The organism is Pectobacterium punjabense (assembly GCF_012427845.1).
Taxonomy (GTDB): Bacteria; Pseudomonadota; Gammaproteobacteria; order Enterobacterales; family Enterobacteriaceae; genus Pectobacterium; species Pectobacterium punjabense.
Genome location: NZ_CP038498.1, coordinates 3,726,732 through 3,747,986, shown reverse-complemented (window position 1 = coordinate 3,747,986; position 21,255 = coordinate 3,726,732). Strand labels below are relative to the sequence as shown.

The following is a 21,255-nucleotide window of genomic DNA, read 5'->3' as shown; positions in this document are numbered from 1 at the left end:
AGAAAGGAGAATGTTCTTGATGGCCGGTTTGCATAAGAAATGCGCGCTTGTTCGCAGGTGAAAAAGAGTGTGTGCGGTAAGGGTAGTAAGGTGAAGTAAAATGTTATTTACTGACATAATAATGAACGCGATCTTGGTGTTGTGAAAGCTATGAGTGAAGAAATTGAACTGAAGTTTATTGTTCATCCTGACAGCGTTGAATCGCTGCTGACGCAGTTGGCTGAATGGGAGAGTGATTACAGCCAGTATGAGCATATGCGCGCTCAGCGTCTGAGCAATGTCTATTATGAAACCGCAGATAACTATCTGCGTCGTAATGGGATCGGCCTACGTATTCGCGGCGAGAATGAACGCTACGAAATGACAGCGAAAACAGCGGGTAAGGTGATTGGTGGCTTGCACCAACACCCTGAGTATAACGTTGCGCTGGAGAAAGCAGAGTTGGATCTCAGCCTATTTCCCGCGGAAATGTGGCCGGAAGATTGCGATATTGAGGTGCTGCAACCCTCACTTAATCCACTGTTTAGTACGGATTTTACGCGTGAGAAGTGGGTGTTTACTTACTACCAAAGCGTGATTGAGGTTGCATTAGACCGCGGCGAAATTCGTGCTGGCGATCTGAGTGAACCACTGTGCGAACTGGAGATGGAGCTTAAGCTTGGACAAACCACTCATCTGTTGGCCTTGGCAAAAGAAATCGCGGAATTTGGTGGTATGCGGCAGGGGAGCCTCAGTAAAGCGGCACGTGGATACCATCTGGCTAAAGGCAATCCCGTACGCGAATGTCTTCCGCTCAATACATTGGTCGTGGATGCAAAAACCAACATCGATCAGGCCATCCGCGCGGCGTTAGAATTGGCGCTGGCTCACTGGCAATACCACGAAGAGCTTTGGGTAAGAGGGGATTCCTCTGCTCGTGAAGCCCTGCCACAGGCCAGCGCGTTGATGCGTGAAATGCTGGTGCTGGTGGGCGGCGTCGTGCTACGTAAGGTGACTACGCTTTTTCGCTCTGCGCTCACTACTCTGGAAAATCGGCTACAAGGCCCCGGTGGCGCGGAGATCTGTTATAGCGCTGACTACCTGCAAAGTAAGTTAGTACTGACTTCCTGGCTAGTCGAGTCTGGCTGGCGTGACTATATGGATAATAAAGATCGCATTAAGCTACAGGGATCGTTCAAACGCTTTGCTGACATTATGCTAAGCCGTAGTACGGCGGAGCTGAAAAGCGCCTTTTCTTCTACCTTGACGGATGCGCAGTACGAGCAGCAAATTCCTCGTCTTCAACGTAATCTCTGCGCATTTCTCCTCTTATCTGGTGCCTATCCGGCAGAGCAAGTCGAAGCTTACACTGAACACTGGCGAGCGTTACTCCAGGAGATTGAGCGGCTTGCTGCCGGGAAGGCTCCTTCCGTCTATCTGGAAGCCCAGCGTAAAGCCGTGCTGACCTTGTCCCCGTTTTGGCTACATAGCGGCGGACAGTAACCGTTAACTGCCGCTTGTCAGTGAGGATAGGCGGCACATCAAGGGAACACCCATGTCGATACTTCCTTTGCCAGCTTTACCTGCGCTTCTGACGGAACACTCTCAGCGTGCGCTATCGCGTTTGCGGGAAGCCGCACCTGATGCACTGATAACGGACAACGATGCCGCTGTTTTGGCATTGAGCGATTTTGTCAGTGACGCGCTTGCGCTGCATCCTGACTGGTGGCAAGGGATTCATCAGCAACCGCCGCAGCCTGAAGAATGGCAGCACTACGCCGACTGGCTGAGTAACGCATTGGCCGATGTTAACGACGAAAATGCGTTGATGGCGGCATTGCGTCGGTTTCGTCGGCATATGCTGACGCGAATTGCGTGGTCACAGGCGCTGCAAACCAGCACCACCGAACACACGCTGCGTCAGTTGAGTGAACTGGCCGAAGTGGTCATTGTGGCGGCCAGAAGCTGGCTATATCAGGCCTGCTGTCGTGAGTGGGGAACACCTTGCAATGCGCAGGGTGTGGCTCAGCCTCTGCTGATTCTTGGCATGGGAAAATTGGGTGGAGGAGAGCTCAATTTCTCTTCGGATATCGATCTCATCTTCGTCTATCCCGAAAATGGTCATACGCAAGGCGGACGGCGTGAACTGGATAATGCACAGTTCTTCACGCGTCTGGGACAGCGGCTGATCAAGGTGCTAGATCAACCGACTGTCGATGGTTTTGTTTACCGTGTGGATATGCGGCTACGTCCCTTTGGCGACAGCGGGCCACTGGTACTCAGCTTTGCAGCGATGGAAGATTATTATCAGGAGCAGGGCCGCGACTGGGAACGTTACGCAATGGTCAAAGCGCGCCTGATGGGGGGAATGGATGATGCTTACAGCCAGGAACTGCGTAGTACGCTGAAGCCCTTCGTTTTCCGTCGCTATATTGATTTCAGCGTGATCCAATCGCTGCGAAATATGAAGAGCATGATTGCCCGTGAAGTGCGTCGCCGGGATTTGCGCAACAACATCAAGCTGGGAGCCGGGGGGATTCGTGAAATCGAATTTATCACGCAGGTTTTCCAACTGATTCGTGGCGGGCGTGAACCGGGGTTACAGGGACGATCGCTGCTACCTACGCTCCAGCATGTGGGGACTCTGGGGTTATTAACGCCGCAGCAGGTGCTCGATCTCAGTGGCGCTTATCTGTTTCTGCGCCGTCTGGAGAACCTGTTGCAGGCGATTGCCGATGAGCAGACGCAAACGCTGCCGGGCGATGAACTCAATCAGCAACGGCTGGCATGGGGAATGGGTTTCGACAACTGGGACGTACTGCAATCCATGCTGGCACAGCATATGCAGGCGGTGCGGAACGTATTTGATGAGCTGATCGGCGATGATGCACCAGACAATAACGATATCCCCGAACATAGCAGCTACAGCAGCCTATGGCAGGATACGCTGGATGATGGTGAACTGGCTCCGCTAACGCCGCATCTTACGGAAACCGTGCGTGAGAAGCTGATGCGGACGATTGTGGAATTCCGTCACGATGTGGCGAAACGCACAATAGGGCCGCGCGGGCGGGATGTGCTGGATCAGCTCATGCCGTGTTTACTGGCGGAAGTGTGCGCTCTGCAGGAGGCGGATACGGTGCTATCTCGTTTGACGCCGTTACTGTTGGGCATCGTCACACGTACCACCTATCTTGAGCTGTTGCTGGAGTCTCGTGCAGCTTTGGCTCAGTTGATTCGCCTATGTGCGGCTTCGCCGATGGTTGCCAGCCAACTGGCGCGCTATCCCCTCCTGTTAGATGAATTGCTTGATGCCTCAACGCTGTATCAGCCGACGGCACCGGGCGCCTACTCTGATGAGCTGCGTCAGTATTTGATGCGTGTCCCTGAGGACGATGAAGAACAACAACTGGAAGCCGTGCGCCAGTTTAAACAGTCACAGCAGTTGCGCATTGCCGCAGGGGACATCGGCGGCGTCCTACCGGTGATGAAAGTGAGCGATCACTTAACGTATCTGGCGGAAGCGATTATCGCGGCAGTAGTTCAGCAGGCATGGGGACAGATGGTCGCGCGCTACGGTCAGCCATCCCATTTGCAACACCGTGAAGGGCGAGGGTTCGCCGTCATTGCCTATGGCAAGCTTGGCGGCTGGGAATTGGGGTATCGCTCTGATTTGGATCTGGTCTTCCTCTTGGATTGTCCGTCTGACGTGATGACGGAGGGGGAACGCAGTATTGATGGTCGCCAGTTTTATCTGCGCCTCGCACAGCGAGTCATGCATCTGTTTAGTACTCGGACGTCATCAGGCATTTTGTATGAAGTGGATGCTCGTCTGCGTCCATCGGGCGCGGCAGGCATGTTGGTGAGCACGGTGGAAGCGTTTGATGATTATCAGCGCAACGAGGCGTGGACGTGGGAACATCAGGCGTTGGTGCGTGCACGTATGGTGTATGGCGAAAGCGGTGTGCAGCAGACCTTTGAGTCTATTCGCCGTCGTATTCTTTGCGCAGAGCGTGACGCGGATACTCTGCGAACCGAAGTGCGCGAAATGCGGGAAAAAATGCGTCAGCATCTGGCGAACAAAGGTAAAACGCTTTTTGATATCAAAACGGATGCGGGCGGCATTACGGACATTGAATTTATCGCCCAGTATTTGGTACTGCGCTACGCCGCTCAGGAGCCGCGTTTGACCCGTTGGTCAGACAATGTACGAATTCTGGAACTGATGGCGCAGTATGGCGTGATGGAAGAGAGCGAAGCTAATGCACTCAAGCTGGCCTATGTCACCATGCGCAATGAATTGCACCATCTGGCTTTGCAGGAACTCTCTGGCCGTGTCAGCCAGGAGCGGTTTGTTGCGGAGCGGGAGCAGGTGCTGGTGAGTTGGAATAAGTGGCTGGTGGGCGTGTAATGATCGTGCCTATGATATTATTACGCGCATTATGCGAAATAAGCCTGGAGTAGAGGATGAAAGTGACGCTGCCTGATTTCCGTCAAGCGGGTGTGTTAGTGGTGGGTGATGTCATGCTGGATCGTTACTGGTATGGCCCTACCAGCCGAATTTCACCAGAGGCACCGGTGCCTGTGGTCAAAGTTGATACGATCGAAGAGCGCCCGGGTGGGGCGGCGAACGTTGCAATGAACATCGCCGCACTGGGGGCTGGCTCGCGTCTGGTGGGATTAACGGGAATTGATGATGCTGCACGTGCACTGAATGCCAAACTGGCTGAAGTGAATGTGAAATGTGACTTTGTTTCTGTTCCCACGCATCCCACTATCACCAAGCTGCGCGTGCTGTCTCGTAATCAACAGTTGATCAGGCTGGATTTCGAAGAGGGCTTTGAGGGGATCGATCCTCAGCCGATCATCGAACGTATTCAACTGGCGTTACCAAAAATGGGTGCGCTGGTGCTGTCTGACTATGCGAAAGGCGCGTTGGCGCATGTGCAAGCCATGATTCAGACGGCAAAAGCGGCTGGTGTTCCGGTGTTGATCGACCCGAAAGGCACCGATTTTTCTCGTTACCGTGGTGCGACGCTGCTGACGCCGAATCTGTCTGAGTTTGAAGCCGTTGCAGGGCGCAGTAAAACGGAAGAAGAACTGGTCGAGCGCGGTATGCAGGTGGTGGCGGATTACGATCTGTCTGCCTTGTTGATCACCCGTTCCGAGCAAGGGATGACGCTGCTACAGCCAGGTAAAGCACCGCTGCATTTGCCGACGCAGGCGCAGGAAGTGTATGACGTGACCGGTGCAGGCGATACCGTAATTGGTGTTCTGGCTGCTGCGCTGGCGGCGGGTAATCCGCTGGAAGAAGCCTGTTTCTTGGCGAATGCCGCCGCCGGTGTTGTCGTTGGCAAGCTGGGAACGTCTACCGTTACGCCGATTGAGTTGGAGAATGCTATCCGCGGTCGTGCCGAAACCGGATTTGGCGTGATGACTGAAGAACAGTTGAAACATGCCGTTGAGCTGGCGCGTCAGCGTGGCGAAAAGATTGTGATGACCAACGGCTGCTTCGATATTCTGCATGCCGGGCATGTGTCTTATCTGGCAAATGCCCGCAAGCTTGGCGATCGGTTAATCGTTGCGGTAAACAGCGATGCATCCACCAAGCGGCTGAAGGGACCAACGCGACCCGTCAACCCACTGCCGCAGCGGATGATCGTGCTAGGAGCATTGGAAGCTGTCGATTGGGTTGTGCCGTTTGAAGAAGATACGCCACAGCGCCTGATTGCTAGCATCCTGCCGGATATTCTGGTGAAAGGCGGAGACTACCAGCCACATGAAATCGCTGGTAGTGAAGAGGTCTGGGCCAACGGCGGTGAAGTGAAGGTTCTGAATTTTGAGGACGGTTGCTCCACGACAAATATCATCAACACGATTAAAGCCAGCACGTCTAAACCGTAAACGAAATAAAACTGACGGCGCTCAAACGATTTCTGCGCCGCTCAGTCCGCAAGCTAATGATTCTCGCTCTGATACACCACGGGCGAGAATTATAAAAATCATAACGCCGACAGGGCGACACGTCAGATAAAACAGGTATGAAACCAGTGAAGAAAGAACCAGCCGAAGTGAATGCGGCCGCACTGCGGGTAGCGGAGTTGCGCCGGGTCTTACGCCATCACGAATACAAATATCACGTTGAAGATGCGCCCGAAATTCCTGATATCGAATATGACAAGCTCATGCAGGAACTGAAGGCATTGGAGGCCGATCGCCCAGAGCTGGTGACGAGTGATTCTCCTACGCAGCGCGTCGGTGCGGCACCGTTGGCGGCATTTGAACAGGTACGTCATGAAGTGCCGATGTTATCGTTGGATAACGTCTTTGATGAAGAGAGCTATCTGGCCTTCAGCAAGCGAATTGGCGACAGACTGAAGAACGGTGATGACCTGACATTCTGCTGCGAACTGAAACTGGATGGTTTGGCTGTCAGCCTGTTATATGAAGAGGGCGTTCTGGTACAGGCTGCCACGCGTGGGGATGGAACGACGGGGGAAAACATCACCAGCAACATCCGTACCGTTGGAGCGATCCCGTTGCGCCTTGAGGGTGAAAATATTCCGCGTCGTGTTGAAGTACGCGGTGAAGTGTTTATGAAGCATAGCGGCTTTGAAAAATTGAATGAAGAGGCTCGCCGTACAGGAAGCAAAGTCTTTGCCAACCCGCGTAACGCTGCCGCTGGATCGCTACGTCAGCTTGACCCCCGTATCACGGCTAAACGCCCACTGACCTTCTTCTGCTATGGCGTCGGCCTGCTGGAAGGCGGTGAATTGCCCGCCAGTCACTGGGAGCGCCTGATGCAGTTCAAGGCATGGGGGCTACCCGTTAGTGACAGAATCAAGCTCTGTACTGGCTCGGTCGAGGTGCTCGATTTTTATCGTCAGGTTGAACAGACCCGCAGTGCGTTAGGTTTTGATATTGACGGCGTCGTTGTCAAAGTTGACTCGCTGGCGTTGCAAGAGCGATTAGGGTTCGTTGCCCGCGCACCGCGCTGGGCAGTGGCGTTTAAATTCCCCGCGCAGGAACAGCTGACTTGGGTGCGCGATGTCGAGTTTCAGGTAGGGCGGACGGGGGCGATTACGCCCGTTGCGCGTCTGGAGCCGGTCGCCGTAGCGGGTGTGATTGTCAGCAACGCCACCCTGCATAATGCTGATGAAATTGAGCGGCTGGGTTTGCAGATTGGCGATCGTGTCATTGTACGTCGAGCGGGGGATGTGATCCCGCAGATCGTTGGTATTGTTGAATCTGAGCGGCCAGAAACCGTACAACCGATCGTCTTTCCCGTGGCTTGTCCCGTGTGTGGATCTGACGTTGAGCGTGTGGAAGGGGAAGCCGTCACGCGTTGTACCGGTGGCTTGATCTGTGGTGCCCAGCGTAAAGAGGCACTGAAGCACTTTGTTTCTCGCCGTGCGCTGGATGTTGAGGGCATGGGCGATAAGATCATCGATCAACTGGTGGAAAAAGAGTACGTCAAAACGCCAGCCGATCTGTTTCGTTTAAGCGCCGGGATCATGACGGGGTTGGATCGCATGGGGCCGAAGTCTGCGACAAATCTGGTCAATGCGCTGGAAAAAGCGAAAAGCACTACGCTGGCGCGTTTCCTGTATGCGTTGGGGATTCGTGACGTTGGCGAATCGACGGCTGCCAATCTGGCTGCTCATTTCGGTTCACTGGAGGCGCTTTTTGCGGCAGATGAAGAAGCGCTGCTGGCGGTGCCGGATGTCGGTAAAGTTGTTGCTGCGCATGTACGCCATTTTCTTGAAGAAGAACACAACCAAACGGTGATCCGCGAGCTGACCGATCCTGCCGGCATCAACATCCACTGGCCTGAGGTTGAAATCATCAATGCCGAAGAGATTGACAGCCCGTTTGCGGGAAAAACGGTGGTATTGACCGGATCGCTGAGTATTTTGTCCCGCGATGAAGCCAAAGATCGGCTAACGGCATTAGGGGCAAAAGTCAGTGGTAGCGTCTCGAAGAAAACCGATATGGTGATTGCCGGTGAAGCCGCAGGCTCTAAACTGGCAAAGGCGCAAGAGTTGGGGATTCCGGTGATCGATGAGGCGGAAATGATCCGATTATTAGGGGCGTAAACGGATGGAAAAAGAAGACCTGATAGACATTGCCACGATGCAGATGCCCTTTGGTAAATATAAGGGGCGGGTGCTGATTGATTTACCAGAAGAGTACCTGCTGTGGTTCTCCCGCAAGGATGAATTTCCTCATGGTCGCTTGGGAGAATTGATGCAAATTACGCTGGCAATCAAGATAGAGGGTCTGCAAGGGTTAGTCACGCCGCTGAAGCGGTCCCGCCCCTGATTATTAACTTCCTGCCACAGGATCTGACGAAAAAAGGTCGCTTCATTGAAGCGACCTTTCACGTTAACTGGTTACCCATCCCTGACGCAGGCTAGACGTAGATATTAATTTTATTGTCTGCTGTCGGACGATTAACGCCCTCTTGTTTAGCATGTTGCGTCGAAGCAGAGGAATCAGACTGCTGCTCTGATTTTTCACTCTGCAAGCGGGCAATTTGCGCCTGCAACGCTTGGATCTGCGCCTGAATTGCCTGCTGCTGCTGTTCGATCAGTTTACGATCTTCATCGCTTTCTGCGCTGGAAGCCGATTCGGTCAGCTTACTCGCCTGTTTGGTGAGCGCCTGGACCTGCTTGGTGAGCTGCGCAATCTGTTGTTCTGACGTGCTGCTGCTTTTACTGCTGCTTGCGGTTGTTGCCGATACGCTAATACTGCTGATTGTGTTTGACATCTTCCCTCCTGAAAATATGCCTAATACCCGAATTATTGGCGGGACAAGCCCTTATATCGGCAATTTAAACACTTTATCGAAGGTGACATTGTTGGCAATGAAACATGAAATACTCACTTTCCTGATAGCTAATGTAACAAAATATATCTACCAGGAAAGAGAGAGAAAGAAAGGGGAGATTCGTCAGAGATGGTGATTAGACGTAGATATCAACACCGTCTTTTTTTCCTTTATTTTCTACAGGTTGTGATGCTTTGTCTGACGCTGCGCTAAGCGCTTTCTTTTCAGCTTCTTCTTTTTGGATACGGGCAATTTCGGCATACAGGGCTTGTATTTGCGCCTGGATCATCTGCTGCTGCTGCTTGATGAGTTTGCGTTCATCTTCACTTTTCGCACTGGCGGCTGACTCACCCAACTCTTTTAGCTTTTTGGTTAGCTGTTGGATTTGATTTTGTAATGCGGCAATCTTTTGTTGAGCTCCACTACCTGCCGCAGACGCAGACTTACTCTCTGTAGCAGAGGTAGCCTTACTTGATGTCGCTTTACTGGTTGTCGGAGCCACCGTGGCTTTTGACAACGTATTCATGGTAATCCGGCTGATATCGTTGGACATCACTTCCTCCTGAAATAAGTCAGTTCTTCAGTTACTATCGGCGGTATCGTTATTTTCTTTACGAAAAGCTTACAAATGAAATGGGGTGAGGAGCGGCTAGGCATTTGTTGCAAAGAAGAATGGGCGCTGGCAAGAGTGTTTCCTTACTCCCTTGCCAGTAATCGTGCTGGGATGGGGGCAATTAGCTCCCGTACACGTTAATTGCGCTGTTCAGTCGCTTAGCCTGAAGGTTTAACCCTTCGGCGGCATCGGTTGATTGCGTAACCATATCGGTATTGCCCTGTGTCATTTGTTCTATCTGCGCAATCGAGGTATTGATCAGGCCTAATGCAGAAGTCTGCTCATGTGTCGCATTGCTGATCTCTTTGATCATGGTGGAGACTTGGAATACTTCATCAACGATATCGCTGATATGTTTACCCGCGGTTTCTACCATTGTGCTGCCTTGCTTCACACTTTCAACGTTGGCATCGATCAGGGTTTTAATTTCTTTAGCCGCAGAAGCGGAGTGCTGTGCCAGATTGCGGACTTCGGCGGCGACCACGGCAAACCCTCGCCCTTGTACGCCAGCGCGAGCGGCTTCAACGGCGGCATTCAACGCGAGGATATTGGTCTGGAAAGCGATGCTGTCTATTACACCAATAATATCGACGATTTTATCGCTGGCGCTGGAAATGGAATCCATCATGCCGATGGTTTCCTTCATGATATTGCCACCTTTAAGCGCGGTGCTGCTGGCAGCTTCTGCCATTACTGTCGCTTGTGCCGCCGTTTCTGCACTTTGCTGCACAGCAACGGTAATTTCTTCAATGGCTGCGGCGGTTTGTTGCAGATTTGCCGACGTTTCTTCTGTACGGCTATTCAGATCGACATTGTTTTCCGCCAATTTACGGCTGACATTCGTGATGCCGTTAACTTGCGTACTGACGTCATCGACAAGCGAATGCAGATTCAGGCCAAACTGGTTAACTGAACGTAGCAGTAAGCCAATTTCGTCTATCCGATTGAGGTGGATATGTTTTACTTTACGGCCTGATACCACATGCTGCGCCTGTTTGAGTATCATCTTGATTGGCTGTGCAATTTGCTGCTGTAGAAACTGATCCATGATGACGATGAGTGGTAACGTCAGCGCCAACAGCCACAGGGGGTTCATGCCACTGAAAGCAAGTAATGTGGGAATAAGCCCGACAGCCAATACCGCAGCACGCAAGCGCCAGCGGACTGACAATTTCTGCAAAAGCGACAGCGGAGAGAAAAGCCCGGTGCGAACAACCAATCCTTTGTAGAATTTACGGCTGCCAGCCTGCTTTTTCTGCACGGCGCTGTACAACATTTCAGCCGCTTTTATTTCTTCGGCGCTGGGTGTGTTACGTACCGAGATATAGCCTGCCAGCTGCTCTTGCTGGTAAACCGGGGTCACGTTGGCACGAACCCAGTAATGGTCACCGTTATTACGGCGGTTTTTGACTAATCCGGTCCAGCTATCGCCTTGTTTCAGCGTAAACCACAGATCGGCATAGGCCTCAACGGGCATGTCTGGATGGCGCACAATATTGTGCGGCTGGTTGATGAGCTGCTCTTCAGAAAAACCGCTAACCTTAATAAAGGCAGAGTTGGCATAGGTAATGTGGCTGTGAATATTTGTTGTGGACATCAATATGGTGTCCATGTCTAACAGATACTCCTGCTGTGTGACAGGTGTATTTAATCTCATTAGAAACCCCGGCGTACGTATCCCGCTCAGTTTCCAAGTTCAGCCATGCCGACCGCTTTTCTCGTCTCAGCGATTCTGGCTATTCCAGAGGCTAAGACGTTGCAAGGCTGCCGCGTGACGATACTGTGAAATCTGTCAGGCATATTGCTGTGTAAATATTCAAGTTATTCAAATGGGTATACTGAAATTTCTTGGGTGGCTTACTCGCTTATATAAAATAATGCCAAGCACTATTTAATAATGAGCGGGCTATTAACCCTATATTGTGCGTGATGGAGATTTTGTAACTATATATTTGTAACAAATATTTCATCATTGTTAGCACGCTTTTTCAGCAGGCGTAAATTTATGATGAGGACGATTACCTGTCAATTGATTCATTTTATTGGCAATAAATAATTAGAGAAAAAATGATGAAGAATAGGGGAGTAGAACATAGAATTTTTACTTGAAATGTGTTCTATATAAACATTGTTTCTGATTAAGAATAATCACTTGTTAATTTTTTTATATTATTTCATTGCATCAATGGAATGAAATGTTGCTGCATTGCTATTTGTTATTCTTTTTCTCCGTTTTTTCCCCTTCGCATTAAAGCGGAATTTATTGCAGATCAAATAACGCCATCCGCAGGCCGGAGAATGACTCTGACCTGCGGGAAAAGATAATCAGGTTACCGGGGCCGGGTTGAAAACGGCCAAGGCGTTATGAAGTCCCCATTGATCGGACCAGGTTTTTTTCCTGCCGCTGGCGATATCCAAAATGAAATGGAAAAGCTGCCAGCCGACGTCTTCAATTGTGGCTTCTCCGGTTGCAATCGTACCCGCGTCAATGTCCATCAGGTCGTGCCAGCGGTTTGCCAATGCGGTTCGGGTTGCCATTTTGATCACGGGTACGGCAAGCAGACCATAGGGCGTACCGCGACCGGTGGTAAAGACCTGTACGGTGATGCCAGAAGCGAGCTGCTGTGTTCCACATACAAAGTCGCTGGCTGGCGTTGCGGCGTAAATCAACCCGCGTTTGGTGGGACGTTGACCGGGAGACAGAACTTCGACAATTGCACTGGTACCGGATTTGGCGATAGAGCCAAGCGCTTTTTCCACCACATTCGCGAGGCCACCTTTTTTGTTGCCCGGCGATGGGTTAGCGCTACGGTCAGTCTGACCGCTGTCGAGATAATTATCGTACCAGGCCATCTCTTCCAGCAGACGTTTACCCACGTCTTCATTGATAACGCGTGGCGTTAACAGATGAATGGCGTCACGCACTTCGGTTACTTCAGAGAACATGACGGTTGCGCCGCAGCGTACCAACAGGTCGGATGCAAAACCAACGGCCGGGTTAGCGGTGACGCCAGAAAAAGCATCGCTGCCGCCACACTGCATGCCGACAACCAATTCTGATGCCGGACAGGTTTCACGCTGACGTTTGTTCAATCGTTGCAGGTGCTTGTCTGCCATCGTCAGAATGTCATCCACCATCGATCGGAAGCCAACATGTTGTTCATCCTGCAAGCGGACAATGCTGGTGTCATCAAGAGAAATGGCCTGTACATCCGGCGTCCCTTCCAGCAGACGTTCCGGCTGTAATTTTTCACAACCCAGACCCACCACCAGTATTTCGCCGCCAAAATTTGGGTTTAATGCCAGATTGTGAATGGTGCGGATAGGAACCACTGCGGCAGGGGCATTGATTGCCACACCGCAGCCATAGAGGTGATTGAGTGCGACCACGCCATCTACATTGGGATAGTTGGGCAATAAATCCCGTTCGATAATTTTGACCACATAGTCCACTACGCCCGCGACGCAATGCACGCTAGTGGTAATGCCTAACAGATTTTTCGTACCCACGCTGCCATCGGCGTTACGATAACCTTCAAAGGTATAGCCTTCCAGAGGGGGAAGCGCGGGGGGGATTTTGGTTGCCAGCGGCAGAGTTTCTAGCGCAGGAGCCTGAGGCAATTCGACCAGGGATTCATCAATCCAGCTTCCCTGGGCAATATCGCGCAGTGCATACCCGATAATTTCTCCATAGCGGATGATTGCACCTGCTTTGGCGATATCAACAAGGGCAACTTTGTGCCCCTGTGGAACATGCTCAATTAATTCCAGATCATCATTAAAACGGGTTCCAGCACGTAAGCCATTATTATTAACAACAATGGCAACATTATCAGAATCATGAACCTTAATATAAAGTGGCTGCTCTTGTGCAGCATTACTTTCTGATTTATCTGACATGATGCAAGCCTTTATTATTGGTTTATCAGAAACGCAGTAGTCACTATTACCACGCTATTACTTCATTGCTCGCTAATGAGTATACGTGAGGTTCTCTTCTCATACATTATGCAATTGACCTAAGCCGGCGCTTTTTGTTTCTTATTTATCAGGCTAAGTTCCAGTTTTCGGTGAGTTTGATCACATTCTGTCTGCACGTGGTTTCTAAGGCGGAAATGAAAATAATGTGTATGAATGTAAATAGAGAATAACGGCATTTTTCGTGAAACACCTCGCACTATATAGGGCAAGTGCACCAACATATTCCAAAGGGGATTTTTAATGTTGTGCTTTTATCTAGTGAGCACCCAGCAGGTAAAAATTATAATGTTCCTGCGAGTTGAGGATGTCAGCTAATTACTCTGAAGCTATATAGCCTGGCTATTCGCAAAAAAAATAAAAATGGGAATTTAACTATACCCTAAATAATCCACTGATCTTCATTCTGATAACCCTACGCCGTTATCTGTTATTTGGAATGAATGAGCGAACCGCGATTGAAGCAGGAGTTCATCATGAATACAGTAAGCTCAGCAGCTGGCGCGATACAAAAGAGAACAAACGCCCGCTACTGGATTGTCGTGATGTTGTTTATTGTCACGTCATTTAACTATGGAGACCGTGCGACCTTGTCCATTGCTGGTTCAGCAATGTCTAAGGAAATTGGGTTGGATGCGGTAGGGATGGGCTATATCTTCTCTGCGTTCTCCTGGGCATACGTTATTGGTCAAATACCGGGAGGCTGGCTGCTCGATCGCTTTGGCTCAAAGAAAGTCTACTTCTATAGTATCTTCACCTGGTCGATTTTTACCTTATTACAAGGGTTTGTCGATATATTCAGTGGCGCGGGCATTGTTATTTCTCTGTTCCTTTTACGCTTTATGGTTGGTCTGTGCGAATCGCCTTCCTTCCCAGGAAATAGCCGCATTGTCGCTGCCTGGTTTCCTGCTCAAGAGCGTGGAACAGCTGTTGCGATATTCAACTCGGCACAGTACTTTGCGACGGTGATCTTCGCCCCTATCATGGGCTGGCTGGTACATGCCGTGGGTTGGGCGCATGTGTTCTGGTTCATGGGTGGGTTGGGTATCATCCTCAGCTTTGTCTGGCTGAAAGTGATCCATGATCCGAAGGATCACCCTAGCGTGAATCAGGCTGAACTGGATTATATTGAAGCCGGTGGTGCACTAATTAATATGGATGCCAAAGGGTCGAAGAATGCGACCGTGAAGGGTGAGAAATGGCATCAGATCAAGCAATTAATGCAGTCCCGTATGATGCTTGGCGTTTATATCGGTCAATATTGCATTAACGCATTAACCTACTTCTTTATCACCTGGTTCCCGCTTTATCTGGTTCAGGCGCGCGGGATGTCGATCCTCAAAGCGGGGTTTGTCGCCTCGGTGCCTGCTATCTGTGGTTTTGTCGGCGGTGTACTGGGGGGCATCATTTCCGATTATCTGATGCGCCGGACGAATTCGCTGACCTTTGCCCGTAAAACGCCTATCGTTCTTGGTATGTTGCTCTCCATGTCGATGGTGATTTGTAACTACGTGGAAACTGAGTGGGTTGTCATTGCGGTGATGTCTGCGGCTTTCTTCGGCAAAGGCATTGGTGCGCTGGGCTGGGCGGTTATGGCTGATACGGCACCGAAAGAAATCAGCGGGTTAAGCGGTGGGTTGTTCAATATGTTCGGTAATGCGTCAGGCATCGTCACGCCGATTGCAATTGGCTACATCATCGGGATGACCGGCTCTTTTAATGGTGGTCTGGTGTATGTCGGGATTCACGCGCTGGTTGCTATCGTTAGCTACCTGTTCATCGTGCAAGATATTAAACGTATCGAATTGAAGCCGTTCGTTAAGCGTTAATTAGCATCTCTGAATGTAGCTGTAATACAACACGCCGAGCCATCATGCTGATAGCTCGGCGTTTATTTATATCATGGAAAATATTGTGGTCTATTATCGGCGGGAGGAGTCACTCTCTTAAGTGACCCTCTTAGCAATTACAGGCCATTATCCCAAGCGCGATATACGCGATCTAGCCTCGTCAAGGTGGCTACGCAACGCCGTAAGGCATGGGCCAAAATTGGCGGATAAGTGGCTGCTATCACGTGCTAAAGCTAAGAAATTCTCTGCCAGCTCCAATGCTTCCTGCCAGATTTCCCCGCCGATCACTTCAAGTAGTTTCGCTGGTCGAAGTGTATTCACTCTTTCGCCACCTGATTTAGGGGCAAAACCCATTGGCAGCATGTCGTAGGCTGGCGCAAGCTTGTATGGGCGGCCATTGCTACTAATGAACGACAGGTTACCGTGGTGCATGTCGGTATTGCCGATCAGCGTCCCAAACGCCCAAAGTCGTGCCGTGCCAATTGAGGCATCAGGATGAACATGTCTTTGCTTAACCAGCTCATTGACCAAAATGGGCCAAGGGTCCCGCGCGCGACCTACAAACTCAGCCTCTAGCGACCGTAAAGAAAAGATACCAATACGGCCTAACAGGCCTGCACGGTCGAACCGCGGGATCTCAAGGAAGCGTCGCCCTCCAAAATCAAACACCTCTGTGTCTACTCCGAGCACTTTTAACGCAAGATGTTCGGACTGTAGCAGGTCGCGCCAGCGTTCACTTATGGGGTTATCGTCCAGAGCTGTGAATTTCACTAGCACATGGCCACTTTCTGTATAGGTGCAAAATTTTGGTTGCTCACCTCCAGCAGATGAACCTGGTACCTCACCGGAGCTAACAGCCAACGCTAGCGTGGGATAGGCTGTAGCTCGATCAACGGGAGTAGGTAACGGCATCTCCACAAATTGGTTTCTTGCCTGTTCACCTATCAATAGATTTCCTACCGCATCGTACCCATGAGCTAACAAGGCTCTAATAACATTAGCGTCAGTCCAGTCTTCTGGATTAGGAGGTAAACCGAGCTCGGCTGAATATGTTGATGCATATGCTCGCCCAAGATATCCCTGCGGCCGCATGTCAAATAACCACCAGGGCAGCCCGTCACTATGAATACACTCATTGCTAGTCTCCTCCATGACAAATCCGTCTGGGTGAACGGGAATGAGTTTACCAAGTGATGTTACTTGACCCCCTTCGGTTATGCGGTAAATGGGGGTAGGATCAAACCCGCGAAAATCGTCACGCAAAGCATATTGAATAGATGAACCTGATCCAAATCGAACAACGTTATCACCAAGTGAATTTAAATCTCGGGAAACAGTAGGTTGGCTAACGCCAGTAATATCAGATAATTGCCTTGCGGTCATTGGCCCCAAGCGTAGCATTTTGCGTATCATGTCAAAGCGATTTTTCATAACGCCGAACCACTTAATGAATTAAAAATGAATAGATTATTGAATAGAAAATGAATGGTAATCTATCAGTTATTTTATAAGATGTCATATTCGTAGGGCGCTTCTCTATTGATGTGCTTGCAAGTAGACCTGTTTTAGTCACACGTACTGTTGGCGCTCCCAGTTTTTCAGCCATCAGCAGGTAGTTTTCCTGCGTTAGATCGTTCAGCGATTCGTGAGACTGCTCGCTATTGTATTCTGTTAGCTAACGCCTTGTGATTTCTCGTGCTTAATTCAGCATTCTGAACAGACTTCAGTCCGGTATGTCCGGTTAAAACGCTCGATAAAGGCATTCGACCTTCATTCTGTGTAATTTAGAAGATTAGTTTTAAAAGTGTGGTGTGAGAGGGAACGTAAACTGTGACTATCAACTTGTATAAAAAAGCCTAAAAAACGAGTGACACAGCGTTAGTTCATGAAGTGTGTTAATTGTGGACAATTATTGATGTTAACTATTTAAATAAAAACAATAAGTTAAGATTTTTTACTAGCTGAATTCTCACACAACATAAGTTAAAGAAATTCGCTTTTCCTCGTTTTCGTGAAACATCTCCCATTCGACTGTGATAATGACATATTTAATCTGCATTTAGACAGGGAATGCTGTGCTATTGCCCAATGAGTTGTGAAATAAGAAAACTTATACTTTTTACTGAGGTTGGTAAGGCGATACGAAGTTCGACACCGCTTTTCTGACCGTGTTATTTCGGTATTAAGGCAGTTATACCTGTTTTTATTCTGATAACCCTACAAGCATGGTTCATTCTAAATCAGAGTAAAAACAAGGTCGCGCTAATAAAGTAGGAAAACAATATGAAATCATCTACTGGTGCACCATCTGTTTTTTCTTTCTGTATGACTGAATTATTTTCATCTGCCTCAATGTGTTCCTGCATTTTGGCAAACATCGGAAACCTAAGCGTAAACCCTGTGCGCTCCATTCATGAAAGGAGCCTGTGATGACAAGTTTTTCCGCAACCCCTGTAATTACCGATATGAAAGTCATTCCTGTTGCAGGCTATGACAGCATGCTGTTGAACATCGGGGGTGCACATGGCGCTTACTTCACTCGTAACCTCGTCATTTTAACCGACAGCGCCGGGCATACCGGTGTCGGCGAAGCGCCCGGTGGTGACGTTATTTACAACACGCTGGTTGAAGCGATTCCCCGCGTAAAAGGCGAACAAATCGCCCGTATGAACCGTTTGGTTCATGACATTCATCTCGGCAACCAATCTTCTGATTTTGATTCTTTCGGCAAAGGTGCCTGGACGTTTGAACTGCGCGTGAATGCGGTGGCAGCACTCGAAGCGGCACTGCTCGATCTGCTGGGGCAATTTATGGGTGTCCCTGTTGCTGAGCTGCTGGGGCCGGGTAAACAGCGTGATGAAGTCACCGTGCTCGGTTATCTGTTCTATATCGGCGACCGTACGAAGACGGATTTACCCTATTTGTCGGGTGAGAAAGACAAACACGAGTGGTATCACCTGCGTCACCAGCAGGCGATGGACAGTGAGGCGATTGTGCGTTTGGCCGAAGCCACCACTGACCGCTACGGATTTAAAGATTTCAAACTCAAAGGTGGCGTGTTGCCCGGCGAGCAGGAAATCGATGCTGTGAAGGCACTGAAGAAACGTTTTCCGGATGCCCGCATTACCGTCGATCCCAACGGAGCCTGGCTGCTGGATGAAGCGATTGATTTATGCAAAGACATGAAGGGTATTCTGACCTATGCGGAAGACCCGTGCGGTGCTGAGCAGGGTTTCTCTGGTCGTGAAGTGATGGCTGAGTTCCGCCGTGCTACCGGACTGCCGGTGGCGACCAACATGATTGCCACCAACTGGCGTGAAATGAATCATGCCGTGATGTTGCAGGCCGTCGATATCCCACTGGCCGATCCGCATTTCTGGACGATGCACGGTGCGGTGCGCGTTGCTCAGATGTGTGACGAATGGGGTCTGACATGGGGTTGCCATTCCAATAATCATTTCGATATCTCCCTGGCGATGTTCACACACGTGGGCGCAGCGGCGCCGGGTAACCCGACAGCGATTGATACGCACTGGATCTGGCAGGAAGGCCAGCACCTGACTAAAGAACCGCTGCAAATCGTCAACGGTAAAATTAAGGTGCCGGAACGACCCGGTTTGGGAATCGAGCTGGATATGGCACAGGTGATGAAAGCCCATGATCTGTACAAAAAATTACCGAGTGGGGCACGTAATGATGCCGCCGCCATGCAGTACCTGATTCCTGGTTGGAAGTTTGATCGCAAACGCCCGGTTTTTGGCCGCTAACCCTACAGTGAAAAATTAGAGAGATAAGGATAAGAAAATGACATTGCAAAGTTCAACGCCGGTTATTACCCACATGCAGGTTATTCCGGTTGCAGGTCACGACAGTATGCTGCTCAACCTGAGTGGCGCACATGCACCCTATTTCACGCGCAACATTGTGATTCTGAAAGATAACGCTGGGAATACCGGTGTCGGTGAAATTCCTGGTGGTGAAAAAATCCGCCAAACGCTGGAGGATGCCGCCGCGTTGGTGGTGGGGAAAACGCTGGGTGAATATAAAAACGTGATGACAGCGGTGCGTACGCAGTTCGCTGACCGTGATTCATCCGGGCGCGGTTTGCAGACGTTCGATCTACGTACCACCATCCATGTCGTCACAGGGATTGAAGCCGCCATGCTCGATCTGCTGGGGCAATTCCTCAATGTCAGCGTGGCCTCGCTGCTCGGTGATGGTCAACAGCGTGATGCGGTAGAAATGCTGGGTTACCTGTTCTATATCGGCGATCGTAATAAAACCGATCTGCCTTATCAGAGCCAGACGAATGAGAAGTGTGATTGGTATCGTCTGCGCCACGAAGAAGCCCTGTCTCCTGACACCATCGTGCGCTTGGCAGAAGCTGCGTATGAAAAATACGGTTTCAATGATTTCAAACTGAAAGGCGGCGTCTTGGCCGGTAGCGAAGAGGCCGAAGCGGTGACTGCGCTGGCGAAACGCTTCCCGCAGGCGCGCATCACGCTAGACCCGAACGGAGCCTGGTCGCTGGATGAAGCCATCGGTTTAGGCAAACAGCTGCGCGGCGTGCTGGCGTATGCAGAAGATCCGTGCGGTGCGGAACAGGGTTTCTCCGGTCGTGAAGTCATGGCGGAATTCCGCCGGGCGACGGGGCTGCCTACCGCGACCAACATGATCGCTACCGATTGGCGACAAATGGGCCACACTATCTCGCTGCAATCGGTCGATATTCCGTTGGCCGATCCGCACTTCTGGACGATGCAAGGTTCGGTTCGTGTGGCGCAGATGTGCCACGAATGGGGCTTAACCTGGGGTTCTCACTCCAATAACCACTTTGATATTTCACTGGCGATGTTTACCCAAGTTGCCGCAGCGGCTCCGGGTAAGATTACGGCGATTGATACGCACTGGATTTGGCAGGAAGGCAACCAACGCCTGACGAAAGAACCGTTGCAGATTGTTGGCGGTATGGTGGAAGTGCCGAAGAAACCGGGTCTGGGTGTCGAGCTGGATATGGATCAGGTAATGAAAGCACACGAACTGTATAAAAACATGGGATTAGGCGCACGTAACGACGCAATGGGAATGCAGTACCTTATTCCTGAGTGGACGTTTGATAATAAACGTCCTTGTCTGGTTCGCTAACGTTCTGCTTTTCCGTTTTTTGAGCGCGCCGCTTCAGGTAAGCGGCGCTGGAATGACCGAGGATAAAAAATGAAGACTCCGCTGTTACCTAACCGTTTTCGCCAAGATTTGCAGCAGGGGAAAACGCTGATTGGCTGCTGGTGCGCGCTAGGCAATCCGATTTCAACTGAAGTGCTGGGGCTGGCGGGATTCGACTGGCTCGTGCTGGATGGAGAACACGCGCCTAATGATATCGTGACGTTTATTCCCCAGTTAATGGCGCTGAAAGGTAGTCACAGCGCGCCCGTTGTCCGCCCGCCATGTAATGAGCCAATCATCATCAAACGGCTGCTGGATATTGGGTTCAATAACTTCCTGATCCCCTTCGTAGAAACGGCGGAAGAAGCCGCGCGTGCGGTGGCCTCCACCCGTTATCCGCCAGCGGGGATTCGCGGTGTTTCCGTGGCGCATCGTAGCAACAGCTATGGCACTGAACCGGACTATTTCGCCAAGATTAACGACAACATTACCGTCGTGGTGCAAATCGAAAGTCAGGATGGCCTAGACAATCTGGATGCGATCATCGCGGTAGATGGCGTAGACGGCGTATTTGTTGGCCCGAGCGATCTGTCTGCGGCGCTGGGCTATCTCGGTCAGCCTAACCACCCCGATGTGCAGAAGGCGATCCGCCACATCTTCGATCGCGCAGCAGCACATAACAAACCGTGCGGCATTCTGGCACCGGTTGAAGCCGATGCGCGTCGCTATCTGGAATGGGGCGCAAGCTTTGTCGCGGTAGGCAGCGATCTGGGCGTATTCCGCAGTGCAACACAGGCGCTGAGCGACAAATACAAGAAGTGATTCAGACTGCCGACAAACTT

Annotated in this window: 14 protein-coding genes and 1 pseudogene; 9 read left to right on the top strand and 6 right to left on the bottom strand. The window is 50.7% G+C overall.

The genetic code is table 11. The features are described 5' to 3' along the window. The first annotated feature begins 150 nt into the window (after positions 1-150). The 5 genes from E2566_RS17000 (at position 151) to E2566_RS16980 (ending at position 8,301) form a co-directional block, all read left to right on the top strand. Entirely contained in the window at positions 151-1,482 is a 1,332-nt protein-coding gene (locus E2566_RS17000; RefSeq protein WP_107170026.1) for a CYTH domain-containing protein, read from the top strand. A 52-nt stretch (positions 1,483-1,534) separates the two neighbouring features. Beyond that, positions 1,535-4,390, top strand: coding sequence for a bifunctional [glutamate--ammonia ligase]-adenylyl-L-tyrosine phosphorylase/[glutamate--ammonia-ligase] adenylyltransferase (gene glnE / locus E2566_RS16995; protein ID WP_107170027.1), 2,856 nt, complete (start codon positions 1,535-1,537; stop codon positions 4,388-4,390). Between the two features lie 56 nt (positions 4,391-4,446). Further along, entirely contained in the window at positions 4,447-5,883 is a 1,437-nt protein-coding gene (gene hldE / locus E2566_RS16990; protein ID WP_107170028.1) for a bifunctional D-glycero-beta-D-manno-heptose-7-phosphate kinase/D-glycero-beta-D-manno-heptose 1-phosphate adenylyltransferase HldE, read from the top strand. 137 nt (positions 5,884-6,020) lie between these two features. Further along, positions 6,021-8,075 (top strand): NAD-dependent DNA ligase LigA, encoded by a 2,055-nt coding sequence (gene ligA, locus E2566_RS16985; RefSeq protein WP_107170029.1) that lies wholly within the window; start codon positions 6,021-6,023, stop codon positions 8,073-8,075. A gap of 4 nt (positions 8,076-8,079) precedes the next feature. Continuing rightward, the gene (locus E2566_RS16980; RefSeq protein ID WP_107170030.1) at positions 8,080-8,301 is read left to right on the top strand and encodes a DUF3820 family protein; all 222 of its coding nucleotides are present in this window, start codon (positions 8,080-8,082) and stop codon (positions 8,299-8,301) included. 91 nt (positions 8,302-8,392) lie between these two features. Here E2566_RS16980 and E2566_RS16975 read toward each other — a convergent pair whose 3' ends face one another. The 4 genes from E2566_RS16975 to garD all read right to left on the bottom strand — a co-directional run bounded on the left by E2566_RS16975 (position 8,393) and on the right by garD (position 13,322). Further along, positions 8,393-8,749, bottom strand: coding sequence for a FlxA-like family protein (locus E2566_RS16975; protein WP_107170031.1), 357 nt, complete (start codon positions 8,747-8,749; stop codon positions 8,393-8,395). Between the two features lie 196 nt (positions 8,750-8,945). Then, on the bottom strand, positions 8,946-9,362 hold the full coding sequence (locus E2566_RS16970; protein ID WP_107170032.1) for a FlxA-like family protein: 417 nt from the start codon (positions 9,360-9,362) through the stop codon (positions 8,946-8,948). A 181-nt stretch (positions 9,363-9,543) separates the two neighbouring features. Beyond that, the gene (locus E2566_RS16965; RefSeq protein ID WP_165800661.1) at positions 9,544-11,079 is read right to left on the bottom strand and encodes a methyl-accepting chemotaxis protein; all 1,536 of its coding nucleotides are present in this window, start codon (positions 11,077-11,079) and stop codon (positions 9,544-9,546) included. 668 nt (positions 11,080-11,747) lie between these two features. Next, on the bottom strand, positions 11,748-13,322 hold the full coding sequence (gene garD / locus E2566_RS16960) for a galactarate dehydratase (protein ID WP_107170034.1): 1,575 nt from the start codon (positions 13,320-13,322) through the stop codon (positions 11,748-11,750). 554 nt (positions 13,323-13,876) lie between these two features. Here garD and E2566_RS16955 point away from each other — a divergent pair. Next, positions 13,877-15,229: an MFS transporter gene (locus E2566_RS16955; RefSeq protein ID WP_107170035.1), complete on the top strand. Its 1,353-nt coding sequence runs from the start codon at positions 13,877-13,879 to the stop codon at positions 15,227-15,229. Between the two features lie 147 nt (positions 15,230-15,376). Here the strand turns inward: E2566_RS16955 and yjjJ are convergent, their stop codons facing one another. Further along, positions 15,377-16,681: a type II toxin-antitoxin system HipA family toxin YjjJ gene (yjjJ, locus tag E2566_RS16950; RefSeq protein WP_107170036.1), complete on the bottom strand. Its 1,305-nt coding sequence runs from the start codon at positions 16,679-16,681 to the stop codon at positions 15,377-15,379. 166 nt (positions 16,682-16,847) lie between these two features. Beyond that, positions 16,848-17,014 (bottom strand): annotated as a pseudogene (locus E2566_RS16945) (integrase core domain-containing protein); the annotation flags it as partial. A gap of 665 nt (positions 17,015-17,679) precedes the next feature. Between E2566_RS16945 and E2566_RS16940 the strand changes: the two are divergent. From E2566_RS16940 to garL, 3 genes are all read left to right on the top strand, one after another. Then, positions 17,680-19,017, top strand: a complete 1,338-nt coding sequence (locus E2566_RS16940) for an enolase C-terminal domain-like protein (protein WP_107170037.1) — start codon at positions 17,680-17,682, stop codon at positions 19,015-19,017. A 37-nt stretch (positions 19,018-19,054) separates the two neighbouring features. Then, positions 19,055-20,395 (top strand): glucarate dehydratase, encoded by a 1,341-nt coding sequence (gene gudD, locus E2566_RS16935; RefSeq protein ID WP_107170038.1) that lies wholly within the window; start codon positions 19,055-19,057, stop codon positions 20,393-20,395. Positions 20,396-20,464: 69 nt separating this feature from the next. Beyond that, positions 20,465-21,235 carry a 2-dehydro-3-deoxyglucarate aldolase gene (gene garL, locus E2566_RS16930; RefSeq protein WP_011095077.1) on the top strand — a complete coding sequence of 257 codons (771 nt, stop codon included), beginning with the start codon at positions 20,465-20,467 and terminating at the stop codon, positions 21,233-21,235. Positions 21,236-21,255 lie beyond the last annotated feature (20 nt).

Coding starts and splice junctions, on each gene's coding strand:
- garL (WP_011095077.1), top strand. CDS start 20,465: ATGAAGACTCCGCTGTTACCTAACCGTTTTCGCCAAGATTTGCAGCAG.
- E2566_RS16980 (WP_107170030.1), top strand. CDS start 8,080: ATGGAAAAAGAAGACCTGATAGACATTGCCACGATGCAGATGCCCTTT.
- gudD (WP_107170038.1), top strand. CDS start 19,055: ATGACATTGCAAAGTTCAACGCCGGTTATTACCCACATGCAGGTTATT.
- yjjJ (WP_107170036.1), bottom strand. CDS start 16,681: ATGAAAAATCGCTTTGACATGATACGCAAAATGCTACGCTTGGGGCCA.
- E2566_RS16955 (WP_107170035.1), top strand. CDS start 13,877: ATGAATACAGTAAGCTCAGCAGCTGGCGCGATACAAAAGAGAACAAAC.
- hldE (WP_107170028.1), top strand. CDS start 4,447: ATGAAAGTGACGCTGCCTGATTTCCGTCAAGCGGGTGTGTTAGTGGTG.
- E2566_RS16965 (WP_165800661.1), bottom strand. CDS start 11,079: ATGAGATTAAATACACCTGTCACACAGCAGGAGTATCTGTTAGACATG.
- ligA (WP_107170029.1), top strand. CDS start 6,021: ATGAAACCAGTGAAGAAAGAACCAGCCGAAGTGAATGCGGCCGCACTG.
- glnE (WP_107170027.1), top strand. CDS start 1,535: ATGTCGATACTTCCTTTGCCAGCTTTACCTGCGCTTCTGACGGAACAC.
- E2566_RS17000 (WP_107170026.1), top strand. CDS start 151: ATGAGTGAAGAAATTGAACTGAAGTTTATTGTTCATCCTGACAGCGTT.
- E2566_RS16975 (WP_107170031.1), bottom strand. CDS start 8,749: ATGTCAAACACAATCAGCAGTATTAGCGTATCGGCAACAACCGCAAGC.
- E2566_RS16970 (WP_107170032.1), bottom strand. CDS start 9,362: ATGTCCAACGATATCAGCCGGATTACCATGAATACGTTGTCAAAAGCC.
- E2566_RS16940 (WP_107170037.1), top strand. CDS start 17,680: ATGACAAGTTTTTCCGCAACCCCTGTAATTACCGATATGAAAGTCATT.
- garD (WP_107170034.1), bottom strand. CDS start 13,322: ATGTCAGATAAATCAGAAAGTAATGCTGCACAAGAGCAGCCACTTTAT.